Genomic DNA, 12,537 nt, shown 5'->3' with positions numbered 1-12,537 from the left:
AAAGAACGGACATCACTACTTTCTTTTGCTTCTTTCAGTAAATCTTCTGTGATGTCCTACATATTTGTACGCAGGACGAATAATCTTACCTCTGTTTACAAGCTCTTCCAGACGATGCGCACTCCATCCGGCAATACGTGAGATTGCAAAAAGCGGAGTAAACATTTCTCTTGGAATTCCAAGCATAGTATATACAAAACCACTGTAAAAATCTACATTGGCACAAACCGGTTTTAATACATGGCGGTTCTTCTGCAGCAGATCTGCCGATATCGTCTCAACTCTGTCATAAAGCTCAAAATCCTGACGAAGGCCCTTCTCCTCTGCAAGTTTTTCTGCCAGTGATTTCAGGACAACCTCTCTCGGATCTGAAAGAGTATATACTGCATGACCCATTCCATAGATCAGACCACTCTTGTCAAAGGCCTCGCGATTTAATACTTTGGACAGATATCCGCGAACCTGATCATCATCCGTGGTATCGGTACAGTTTGCTCTCAGATCATCAAACATCTGCTGAACCTTGAGGTTGGCTCCACCATGACGAGGTCCTTTCAGAGACGCGATTGATGCTGCCACAGCAGAATATGTATCGGTTCCGGATGATGTCACCACGTGATTGGTAAAAGTAGAGTTATTACCACCACCATGCTCTGCATGGAGAACAAGGGCTGCATCCAGAACTCTTGCTTCCAACGGAGTAAACTTCCCGTTTGGACGGAGCATATAAAGAATGTTCTCTGCTGTACAATATTCATTCTTCGGCTGCTTGATCACCAGACTCTCTGCAAATGTAAAATGACGATAAGCATGATAGCTGTATACGGCGATCAGCGGAAGCTTTGCGATCAGCTGCAATGACTGACGCAAAACATTTGCCACGGAAATATCATCCGGACAACTGTCATAAGAATACAGTGTCAATACACTTTTCATCAGACCATTCATCAGATTTTCACTTGGCGCCTTCATAATAACGTCTCTTACAAAAGGACCTGACAGCTCCTGCAGACTGGCAAGAATCTCCCGAAACACCTTAAACTCCGTTTCATTCGGAAGACGTCCAAACAATAACAGATATGTAGCCTCCTCAAACGCAAATCTTTTCTGGGGATCAGAGCCTACCAGCTGTTTGACATCATAGCCCTGATAATACAATTTACCATCTGCCGGCTCCTTGACTCCATCTACCACCTGAAAGCCCACTACATCTGAGATCTCTGTCAATCCCGTCAATACACCCTTTCCGGCACTATCACGAAGTCCCCTTTTCACATCATATTCCTGATATAAATTTAAATCAATGGCGCCGGATGTCATACAGTTATTTACCAGATTGTCAAATTCCGCATCCAGCTCCTTTGTCAATTCCATCATTGATTTGCTATCCATAACCAGGCCCCCTTTCTTCATCAATCTTGCATACATGTATACAAAGCTTACATATAATATCCCTTACATATTACATACAACTTTTCAAGTATACCCTAATTCTCACTATTCCGTCAAGCAGTTGTCAGCTGCCTGACGGACATTTCTGCCTATTGATGATCCCGGAAACCTGCCTGTTTCCTTAGGAAACAATCTTTTCCCGATACTCCAGCCGGAATCTGTCTGTCAGTAATGCAAGAAATTCTGAGTTAGTCGGTTTTCCTTTTCCGGCACAAACAGTATTGCCAAAAATCTCCTCCAATACCTCCATATTTCCTCTGCGCCATGCTACCTCAATCGCATGACGTATCGTGCGCTCTACGCTGCTGGATGTGGTTTTGTTTTTCTTGGCAATCGCCGGATAAAGATACTTCGTAATATACTGAAGCATGCTTCTGTCATGAAATGACATTATAATTCCCTGACGTATGTACTGATATCCTTTGATATGCGCCGGGATTCCTATTTCCAGCAAAACATTTGTGACGTCTTTTTCCAGATCACCGGAATATCTGCTGTGTCCTGTTATCTGCTTTGATGCTGGTGCCGTGTAAGATGGTTTTCTGTCAAAATGTACCACGTTATCCTCCATCTGATGCACTATTTCTCCCTGTGAATGTGTCTGTTCACCGGCTACCGCATATTCCTCTGCGGCATATTCCTGTTCCGGTGTCTGTGACGGTTTGGACTGATTCCCACGTTCCTGCATCTCCTCTGCAATCTGTGTCAGTCTCTTTCCAAATACTTTGTTGGATACCGGCTTCATCATATAATAACCGGCTCCCTTCTGCAGTGCTTTTGAAACCATCTGGGACGTTTTCAATGCGGTTACGATCATAATAACAGGCCGCTTAAGCCTGTCCACCTGTTCCATCTCTTCCAGTATTCCTATGCCGTCAAGTCCCGGAAGGATCATGTCCATAACTACAATATCCGGCTGTTCGCGATAAATCGCATCAAGTGCTTTCTTTCCGTCTCCTGTCGAAAAGACCACCTGCATTCCGGCTTCTTCAATTGCTTTCGTCCTGGTTTCTCTGTCTTGTACATTGTTGTCAGCAAGTACCACTTTAATTCCTTTCTTTTCCATATTTTTCTCCTTTTTACCTTTTTCAAGTTTGTTTGACAACGTCATTTTACAACCTTCTTTTGCCATAAGGTGGAACAAAAAGTGAAAAAATAATTCATTTTATGGGAATCAAAATGGAATTTCAGCAAAAATTTTGTAATTCGCGCAAAAAACAGAGCTATTCGTGTAAAATATGGTCTAACAATGCTGTCTGACTTTCGGACCAGCTGTAATCCAGCAAATAATTTCCCATATACCGGGCTTTTATTTTCTGGTTTCCGTCCAGCAGCTCGTACATATCACATTGGAAGCTTTCCACATTCACACTCCTGCTCCCTCGTGCAACAACAAGCATTTCCTCTGCACCGGCAGCCCGCAGTTCCCGCTGCAGCGTCTTTACCAGCTTACAGCAGAGATTCTGGGTAGACTCATCATTTGGTCTGTCCTCCCAAAGTACATTGATCATCTGATCGGTTGTTACCGTACCTCCCCGTCTGTCAATCAGAAACGCCAGAAACTCCTTTGCTTTGGCACTTTTAAACATGATAGGCTTTCCATCCACAAAAACATCAAAATGTCCAAATGTTCTGGCATAAATCCTCTTTCTTTTCCTTTTTGACAGCAAATACGCAGATTCTACAACGTATCGTATCTCTCCCTCACGAAACGGCACCTCCATCACCGCAACCGGATGAAGTCGAATCAGATTCATGAGACTCCTCTGTTCCTTTGTCAGATAGATCAGCAAAATATCGGGATTTTTCTTTTTTAATTTCCATCCTATATCAGCCCCATCCGACTTTTCCATATCAAGGTCTATGATCGCCAGATCTACTTCCTGCCTGCCGACCATATCATAAGCTTCCTGCTCATCCTGAAAAGTCCGGAGAATTTCCAGTTCTTCCACATACCTTGCCTCATGTAAAAATCCCTCAATAACGCAGGATTTCCTGCTAATTAAAATTGTTTTCATAATCTCCTCCAAAATGAAAAAACATATTATTATTTTATTACTATTCTTTCCGGAAGTCAATAATGCTATTTTTAATAATGTATTATATTTTCTTGACTTATAGAGCAAAATGGGCATACTATTATTTAGAAAATTAACTTTATTTTATAAAGGAGACTTCCATGCATATGATTCACATCAAGGAATTATTTCAACACGCGGAGCAGTATTATGACCAGACTATTCAGGTATGTGGCTGGATCCGCAGCATCCGCGATTCCAAAAATTTCGGATTTATAGTAATAAATGATGGCACTTTTTTTCAGCCCTTACAAATTGTCTACGATAATACATTAGATAATCTGGAGCAGATCCGCCATCTGAATGTTGGTGCTTCTCTCATTATTTCCGGCCGCTTTATTGCAACACCGGGCGCCAAACAACCGTTTGAGCTGCATGCCGGCCGGATCACTATCGAAGGCACCTCCAGTCCCGATTATCCTCTTCAAAAAAAGAGACATTCTCTGGAATATCTGCGCACGATTCCTCATCTGCGTCCTCGCACCAATACATTTCAGGCTGTATTCCGGATCCGCTCTCTGGCTGCATATGCCATACACAAATTTTTTCAGGAAAACGATTTTGTCTATGTCCACACGCCATTGATCACAGCTAACGATTGTGAAGGAGCCGGGGAAATGTTTCACGTCACCACCTTTGATCTGGATCATGTTCCTGAGAATGATCAGGGCCGGCCGGATTATTCTCAGGATTTTTTCGGAAAAGAAACAAACCTCACGGTCAGCGGCCAGTTAAACGGCGAAACCTATGCCATGGCATTTCAAAACATCTATACTTTCGGTCCTACATTTCGTGCGGAAAACTCCAATACCGCAAGACACGCTGCCGAATTCTGGATGATTGAACCGGAAATGGCATTTGCAGATCTGAAGGATGATATGACCGTAGCAGAAAATATGTTAAAATATATTATTCAATACGTCCTGGACCACGCACCGGAGGAAATGACATTTCTCAATCAATATATCGATAAGGAACTGTTAAACCGCCTTCATCACGTCGTAAACTCTGATTTTGCCCACGTCACATATACGGAAGCCATTGAGCTGTTAAAGAAGCACCAGGAGCAATTTACCTATCCGGTAGAATGGGGATGTGACCTGCAGACCGAACACGAGCGTTATCTGACCGAACAGATCTTTCAACGTCCTGTCTTTGTCACCGACTATCCGAAAGAGATTAAGGCCTTTTATATGAAGCTGAACCCGGACGGGAAAACAGTTGCCGCTATGGACTGCCTTGTTCCTGGTATCGGAGAAATTATTGGTGGCAGCCAGCGTGAAGAAAATCTGGAGCTTTTGATACAGCGAATGGAAGAAACCGGTATGAATACAGAAAATTATGATTTCTACCTGGATCTCCGAAAATATGGCTCAACCCGTCACGCAGGCTTTGGATTGGGCTTTGAGCGATGTGTGATGTATCTTACCGGAATCTCAAATATCCGGGACGTTATTCCATTTCCGCGCACCACGGGAAATTGCGAATATTAATCTTTCCCATTAGCAGAAAATCCTCAGGATCATATATGATCCTGAGGATTTTCTTTGTATTATTATAAAATGTCTGAAAATAACCAATTATTTTACAAATTTAATACGATATACACCACTGGCAGACTTTGTCACCTTAGACACCTTGATATAATATGTGCCGGCAGCAAGCTTATTTCTAGAAGCAAGCTTCTTTCCCTTATTCCCAATCAAGGATGTGCTGTTAATCAATGTATAATGACGATTTGCAGGAATAATCTGTACCTTCAGGTTTGATACAACACCGGTACAGGCTGCAGTAATGTTGATACGAAGCTTAGAACGCTTTGTCAGCTTAACCTTATACCAGTCGCCCTTCTTCATTCCCTCATTGACCATTACCATTCCATCTGCAGATTTTCCTTTTTTGATGGTCGCTGCTTTCTTTTTACTCTTTCCACTCTTATCTTTCCAGGCCTTACTTTCCGCCTTCAGCTGATATCTCTGGCTGGAAGAAACTGCTACATAATATGTTCCCTTCTTCAGCGCATATTTCTCAGTATATGTATTCAAACTAGAAAGATATGCATTGTGAAGAGGTTTCTTTTTTGCATTGCAAAGCTGAATATTTAATCCGGCAGCCTGGAGTGAAGTACCACTTTCACGATACTCATTACCACAGATTGCAACAAGGCCGCTTTTCTTAACAACCAGTTTATGATACAGAGTTTTTCCTGTGTTACCTATAAATACCGGCTGGAAAATATTTTTCAATGTTACTTCCTGTCCGGCATATGCGTATGTAACCAGCTTAATTGTTGCTGCCCCATTCGGTACAATAGAGGACCATTTAAATCTCACATAATAAGTAGCTGCTGTGGGTGCCACAAATGTCTTATCAACGATCTGTGTGCTGCCTGCTGCCATGGTTGTAGAAACTCCGGCAGATGCAGTACAATTCTGATCAGAGAAAAAGCCCATCTCAATTGATGCTGCCGCGCCAGATGTAACTGCTGCTGCCACCTCTACAACACCAGGATTCTCCACCCGAAGCGGTACAACTACATTCGGAGTCACAGATGACTTGCCCTGTAACGTTACCGTTGCCTGTGCCGGTGTCGGTAATGAAGCATAATCTGTAACAACCGGAGGATTTACGATAGACGCTGTCTCCGCCTTAACATCAGATACGTTTCCTGCTCCGGATACCACACCTGCTGTCATTGCCAGTGCAAGTACCATAGATAAAACTTTCTTTAAACTTTTCTTCATTTTGCTCTCCATTTCTTCATTATGTACGAAAGGCGTCTATGCCTCCCCTGCACCCATTGTAATTGATGCAGTCCAGGATATGAAAAAAGTCGTAAAACCGAATCATTCAATTTTACGACCTTCACTGGGCTACAAGGATTCGAACCTTGAAATGCTGGAGTCAGAGTCCAGTGCCTTACCGTTTGGCGATAGCCCACTATGCTGTGCTTATGCGTTTCTGTCTCACAAGCCTTGCTTAGTATAAAACAATTTTTCAGGTTTTGCAAGTGTTTTTTTTATTTTTTTTTATTTTTTTATAAAAACAATCTGCAACCCCTGATAAAATAGGCATTTACGCGACTCCAATTTTTTCACGGATTTTCCGGATCAATGCAAAAATCAGGAAAAATGATAAATTTACCAGCACAATACTTGCTCCTGCCGGCGTAGAAACACAATAAGAAACAACCATTCCGACGCAAAAACATACAACGGACAATACTCCTGAGCTGATAATCACCGCTCGAAAGCTTTTAAACAGCCTCATGGATGTCAGTGCCGGAAAAATGATCAGACTGGAGATCAACATAGCCCCCATCATCTGCATTCCCAATACAATGGTAACGGCCGTCAAAATCGAGAGAAGTGTATTATACCATCCCACCCGGACACCGGTTGCCTTGGAGAAATTCTCATCAAATGTAACTGCAAATATATTGTGATAAGAAAAAACAAATAAGATCAATACCAGCACGGAGAGAATAACGCTTAAAACCACATCCTCCTTTGTCATCGCCAGTATACTTCCAAACATATAGCTGCACACATCTGTTGTCATTCCGGTTGTAAGGGCTGTTACGGACACACCAATTGCAAGCGTCGATGCAGAAAGGGCTGCAATAGCCGCATCACTCTTGATCTTATTATTTTCTGTCATACGAAGAAGAAAAAAGGCAGAAACAATCACCACCGGAATTGACAGCTTCAGGGGCGCAATTCCACATGCAAGGGCAATGGACAGTGCACCATATGATACATGGGACAGACCATCTCCTATCATAGAATATTGCTTTAAAACAAGGCTTACTCCAAGAAGTGCCGCACAAAGAGACACTAAAATTCCCACCACAAATGCCCGTACCATAAAAGGGTACGACATTATCTGTATCACCAGATCGATCATTGATCATCCTCCATTTCCATCTGTTGTGCTGCCGTATTATTTCAGCAAAAATATCTGCGCCAGTTCTGACTTTTTATACTCCTCCACTGTTCCAAAGAAATATCCCTCATCACTGATATGAAGGATCTTATCTGCGTATTTCAATGCGTTTCCCATGTCATGCGTTACCATAACAATTGCCATCCCCTCCTGATGCAGCAGTTCCATGCTCTCATACAGGGTATTGGCCGCCACGGGATCCAGGCCGGTAACCGGTTCATCCAATACCAGTATTTTATCTGCTGCACAGAGTGCCCTTGCTAACAATACTCTCTGCTGCTGTCCTCCGGAAAGCTCTCCGTAGCATTCTGCCGCCAGATCTGCAATTCCCAGATGCTCCAAATGGCGTTTCGCTTCCTGCTTTTCTTTTTTATTATAAAATGGGCGGAAACGCATATCATTTAAAAATCCTGACAGGACTACTTCCATCACACTCACCGGAAAGTTTCTCTGTATCTGTGTCTGCTGCGGCAGATATCCCACAGCCCCCTTTCCTACCTGGCGGTTGATCTGTACCGTTCCACTCACCGGCTTTAACAATCCAAGCAGGGACTTGATCAGTGTACTTTTTCCCGATCCGTTTTCCCCAATCACACAAATATACTGTCCTTCCAGAATCTCAATATTTAAATGCTCCAATACCGCTTTATTCTCATATCCCAACCCTGCATCCCGGCATGAGATCAGCCATTTTTTTTCTATATCATTATCCATATTTCTCCTCCATAGGTACAATCCAGCCATTAAATTTGAAAACTCTTTTCATTTTACTCATTTTCTGTCTTTTGTCAAGATATAAACTGTTTCCATATTTATGCAAAATCGTCAGTCGGACAAACCACAAATGCAAAAAAACGGAGAGACTACAGTATCATATATACTGCCGCTCTCCGTTTCATTATTTTCTATTACAGCTTTGTCCTCATAAAACAAAACTGCCCTCCACATCACTTATTACTGCAAGGCAACTGATATCTTTGCTGCCGACAATGACTCTAAGAGACATAATATTGCATCTACAACCCGATGGCACAATTCAATAATATATTGGCAATCACGCATGACCACACTTTCCATCTGGAGATACCGGTTATGCATCTGGCGGATCATTGTCAGAATATCATCTGGAGTCTGCATTCCCAGCTTTTTACGCTTTCGAATCGCCTCCGGGCTGTGTACATAGGCACGAAGCTCCTTTTTCAGCTCCTCCTCATAGATACAATGATCTTTTAAATTTCCCGGGTAATTCGCATTGTGTGGAAATGTGAAATAATCAGAAACATAATGGGTGATCATTCCTAAATGTCTGCAAAAATAACAGTTAATCCCTTTTTTCGGATCAAAATGTGATACCAGTTTCTGAAATTCCTTCTCTAATACTTCAAAGGAATCCTCAATCGTATGTCTGCGTACCAGAAATGATGGCATGCAGTCCGGCAATACACTGCCCATATAAAAAGATCCTTTATGAAGTTTTAAAGCATCCATTCCTTCACTATTCATCAGATACCATGCAAGTGAAATATGGGATTTTTTTCTCATATCGACCTCCCCACCGATATACCCTTTTGTTTTCATCCGGTGTATATCGCCTTTCTGAAATAATTGTACCTCTATCCATTGTTATTTTCAAGTATTTTCTGATATTTTTGATTTTTTTCCAAAATTGTCAGAAAATACCTCTTCGTATGACAACATCTTGACAAGAGACTTCCGGCTAGGTAAAATAGGAGCGATACTATCTAATTATATTATTAAGAAATGGAGTTGATTTTTTGGATTCGAGTGACGCCTCGCAGATTATCATTTTGTTGATTTTACTGCTTCTTTCTGCTTTTTTTTCATCAGCAGAAACGTGTCTGACAACTGTAAACAAGGTACGTATGCAATCTATGGCAGAGGACCATGTCAAAAATGCCTCAACTGTTTTAAAGCTGATTGAAAAGCCAACACAACTTCTGAGCGGCATTCTGATCGGCAACAACATTGTCAATCTGACGGCATCTTCTCTCACCACTTCTTACGCAATTCATATTGCACAGAGAAATGGTCTTCCTATATCGGCCAGTGTATTTACCGGCGTAGCAACCGGTGTTTTAACTGTCCTGATCCTGATCTTCGGTGAGATCGTACCAAAGTCACTTGCCACGGTAAACGCAGAAAAGCTCGCCTTGCTGTATGCAAAGCCGGTCTATGCGCTGACACAGATACTTCGTCCGGTTTCATTTCTGATGAACCAGATTTCGTTTGGTCTTTTAAAGCTTTTACGTGTGGATGTATCTCCCCGCCCGGTGATCACCGAAAACGAACTGCTGACAATGGTAAATGTCAGTCACGAGGAAGGCGTGATCGAGAGCGAGGAACGGGAAATGATCACAAATGTAGTGGATTTCGGAGATTCCCTTGCCAAAGACGTTATGGTTCCGAAGATGGATGTGGAGTTTGCAAACATTGATTTTACCTATCAGGAATTAATGGAATGCTACGGCAAAAAGAAATTCACACGAATGCCTGTATATAAAGAAAGCCGCGACAACATTCTCGGCATTATCAACTTAAAGGATATTTTCTTCTATGAGGGTTCCCATGAAGATTTCAAGATATCCGAAGTAATGAGAGAGCCTTATTTCACTTATGAATATAAGAAAATCTCAGAACTCTTTTTTGAAATGAAAAAGGAATCCATTCCTATGGCAATCGTCCTGGATGAATATGGAGCAACAGCCGGTCTTCTGACAATCGAGGATCTGATCGAGGAGATCGTAGGAGAGATCCGTGATGAGTATGATGGTTACGAGGAAGACGAAATCACCCGGTTAGATGACGAGAACTACATATTGCTGGGTGTTGCCAAGCTTGACGATATCAACGAACAGCTTGGTATTGATATAGAGTCAGAGGACTACGACTCCATCGCCGGTCATATTATTAATCTTTTGGATCATTTTCCAAAAACCGGAGAACGTGTTTCTGATAAATATGCAGAATATCTCGTTTTATCCGCAGAAAAGAATCGTATTGATAAAGTGAAGCTTCATCTGCTGCCTCAAACCAATAAAGAGGAGGAGTGTGATTTAGATCAAACCTCCTGCGATGATGCATCAAACGACTGATATTTTCTTTACCATATAACAAAGAAGCCTGCAATTTTGTGTCCAACCGGATACAGATTGCAGGCTTCTTTCATTTTAGCAATTATTCTTCCACTAATCCCCGGATATACAATCCGTAAATTCACATTCTGTCATTTGATTTCCAACTGCCCTGTCTACAGCACCGCCACTGATATCAGAAATACAGCGCACAAACTGACTCTGCCGTATCAAACCTTTCTTGCCAACCATTGTCACACCGGCTCCACTTTTGCCTCTGCAATTCACAAACAGACAGTGTTGGATCGTGCCTCCCTGGCAATGAATCCCGCCATTCTGACAATAATTAAAGATACAGGATGTGATTTGTGGCTGATACGCATTAAAAACAGCTCTCCCGCCTTTCATATTACAAAATACTGTCTTTTCAGCCTCAAGCTTGGTGGCTGCCGAAAAAATCCCGCTTTTCTGCCCCATTCCGTCCAGACGGCTTTTCGTGATCCGGCATCCTCTGGCATGCTCCAGCACAATCATATCCTGATGCTGCATGTTATCAGCCAGAAGACATACCCTGTCCATTTCCAAAGAACCTCTGCACCGAATAGGATATCTTAAATATACAACGGCATCGTGAAGCCACAAACTACCCTGCGATGTGATATCCAATTCACAATCCAGAATTGTATTCACACCAATCTCCACCCTCTCCGAAATTTCAATACCTCTCGGCTCTACAATATACTGGATCAGTTCTGTCCGCTCAGGAAAACATTCTGTGTAATGCAGACCTGAAATCTTATTTTGTATCATTCCTATACAAAATACAGCTGCTCCATATTCCGAAGCATAACATTTCTTAAAAAAGCAGTCCCGGATCTCCATGAAATTTCTTCCATACACAGCACCTCCACGAACCGCCTCGCAATGCCAGAAACGACATTGTACGATACGCGCTGATCCCTCACGGATCAGTACAGCTCCACCCTCCTCGTTGGAATAGCAGTGATGAAACAGGGTTCCTTCTATCTGCAATGCAGTGCCCCAGAAACGTACAGCAGCCCCTCTGGTGGTATGATGAATCTCACAGTCGCGAATTAACGCTGCTCCGTCCTGCGCCCGTAACAACATACCGTAATTTCTACAATCAATGTCACATTGTTCCATCCGGACTTTTCCTGCCCGCCGAATATTCAGACATGCCCTGTGAGAACCGCTTTTACGAATGATCCGGCTGTGTTCCGCAACAAATGTTCCACCATCAATAGTAATATTTCCATAAATTCTGACAACCGCATGATCCATTCTCAGCTCCATACCATCCCGTAAGACAAGATCCTCCCGAATGACACAGCGATCCACCAGACGTATCCGTTTATCCTTTTCCAGCATGTCCTGAGTACATTCAAAAACATCATACAGGGTCATAAGATAATATTTTAACTCCATCAGGGACAATTCTATTTTGCACTCTGTCATCATAGCAAATATCCTGCGGCATTCTCCCTCATTCTCCTTCCGGGCTCCACGGATAAAATGCTCAAACAACCTCATATATTTCTCCGGAATCTCCAGCATATGAGCAAACAACCACAAATTATCTGTCTCCTGTCTGCTAAGCTCCTCCTCCGAAGATATATTATAAAGATCCAGCATCAGCAGATAACGTTTCATTCCCAGGTCTGTATGACTATACAGATAATCCAGAACTTCACCGGGATCCGCTGCCTTTTTCAGCACCCGGGCCATCTGTCCTGCATTCAGATCCAGACCATGATGCAGCAAACGTTCCAACTCATAATTTTGCTCCGGCGGCATAGACTGATTTTTCTCAGCATGGATCATAACCGCAGACGCATAATAGATCTTGAACTCCTCTTCCTCGAAATATAGCGGATGCTTTGGCGTCAGCCATGATTTCTTTTTATAATATAACTTTGTCTGGTTTCCTATGATCATACGGCACCTCCCTG

The 12,537-nt window shown here is 42.5% G+C and carries 10 protein-coding genes and 1 tRNA gene; 2 read left to right on the top strand and 9 right to left on the bottom strand.

Annotated features, from left to right (window positions below):
* Positions 1 to 15: 15 nt before the first annotated feature.
* From H8704_RS08465 to H8704_RS08455, 3 genes are all read right to left on the bottom strand, one after another.
* Complete coding sequence (locus tag H8704_RS08465) at positions 16 to 1,392, bottom strand: citrate/2-methylcitrate synthase (RefSeq protein ID WP_118676597.1); 1,377 nt, start codon at positions 1,390 to 1,392, stop codon at positions 16 to 18.
* A 181-nt stretch (positions 1,393 to 1,573) separates the two neighbouring features.
* Positions 1,574 to 2,518: a sporulation initiation factor Spo0A C-terminal domain-containing protein gene (locus tag H8704_RS08460; RefSeq protein WP_249297959.1), complete on the bottom strand. Its 945-nt coding sequence runs from the start codon at positions 2,516 to 2,518 to the stop codon at positions 1,574 to 1,576.
* A gap of 157 nt (positions 2,519 to 2,675) precedes the next feature.
* Positions 2,676 to 3,470 carry a response regulator gene (locus H8704_RS08455; protein ID WP_022464370.1) on the bottom strand — a complete coding sequence of 265 codons (795 nt, stop codon included), beginning with the start codon at positions 3,468 to 3,470 and terminating at the stop codon, positions 2,676 to 2,678.
* 161 nt (positions 3,471 to 3,631) lie between these two features.
* On the opposite strand from H8704_RS08455, the gene asnS reads away from it, so the two are divergent.
* Positions 3,632 to 5,023: an asparagine--tRNA ligase gene (asnS, locus tag H8704_RS08450; RefSeq protein ID WP_249297958.1), complete on the top strand. Its 1,392-nt coding sequence runs from the start codon at positions 3,632 to 3,634 to the stop codon at positions 5,021 to 5,023.
* 87 nt (positions 5,024 to 5,110) lie between these two features.
* Here the strand turns inward: asnS and H8704_RS08445 are convergent, their stop codons facing one another.
* From H8704_RS08445 to H8704_RS08425, 5 genes are all read right to left on the bottom strand, one after another.
* Positions 5,111 to 6,274, bottom strand: coding sequence for a hypothetical protein (locus H8704_RS08445; protein WP_022464372.1), 1,164 nt, complete (start codon positions 6,272 to 6,274; stop codon positions 5,111 to 5,113).
* A 124-nt stretch (positions 6,275 to 6,398) separates the two neighbouring features.
* Positions 6,399 to 6,470 (bottom strand) — tRNA-Gln (locus tag H8704_RS08440).
* Positions 6,471 to 6,605: 135 nt separating this feature from the next.
* Entirely contained in the window at positions 6,606 to 7,436 is an 831-nt protein-coding gene (locus tag H8704_RS08435) for a metal ABC transporter permease (protein ID WP_283241970.1), read from the bottom strand.
* Between the two features lie 36 nt (positions 7,437 to 7,472).
* Entirely contained in the window at positions 7,473 to 8,189 is a 717-nt protein-coding gene (locus H8704_RS08430) for a metal ABC transporter ATP-binding protein (protein WP_022464374.1), read from the bottom strand.
* 240 nt (positions 8,190 to 8,429) lie between these two features.
* On the bottom strand, positions 8,430 to 9,017 hold the full coding sequence (locus H8704_RS08425) for a zinc dependent phospholipase C family protein (protein ID WP_022464375.1): 588 nt from the start codon (positions 9,015 to 9,017) through the stop codon (positions 8,430 to 8,432).
* Between the two features lie 233 nt (positions 9,018 to 9,250).
* Between H8704_RS08425 and H8704_RS08420 the strand changes: the two genes are divergently transcribed.
* Entirely contained in the window at positions 9,251 to 10,588 is a 1,338-nt protein-coding gene (locus H8704_RS08420) for a hemolysin family protein (protein ID WP_249297957.1), read from the top strand.
* Between the two features lie 93 nt (positions 10,589 to 10,681).
* Here the strand turns inward: H8704_RS08420 and H8704_RS08415 are convergent, their stop codons facing one another.
* Positions 10,682 to 12,523, bottom strand: a complete 1,842-nt coding sequence (locus tag H8704_RS08415; RefSeq protein ID WP_249297956.1) for a right-handed parallel beta-helix repeat-containing protein — start codon at positions 12,521 to 12,523, stop codon at positions 10,682 to 10,684.
* Positions 12,524 to 12,537 lie beyond the last annotated feature (14 nt).

Source organism: Jutongia huaianensis (assembly GCF_014384985.1).
Lineage (GTDB): Bacteria > Bacillota > Clostridia > Lachnospirales > Lachnospiraceae > Jutongia > Jutongia huaianensis.
Note: the sequence above shows the minus strand (reverse complement) of the source record. Positions and strands in the feature narration are given on the sequence as shown.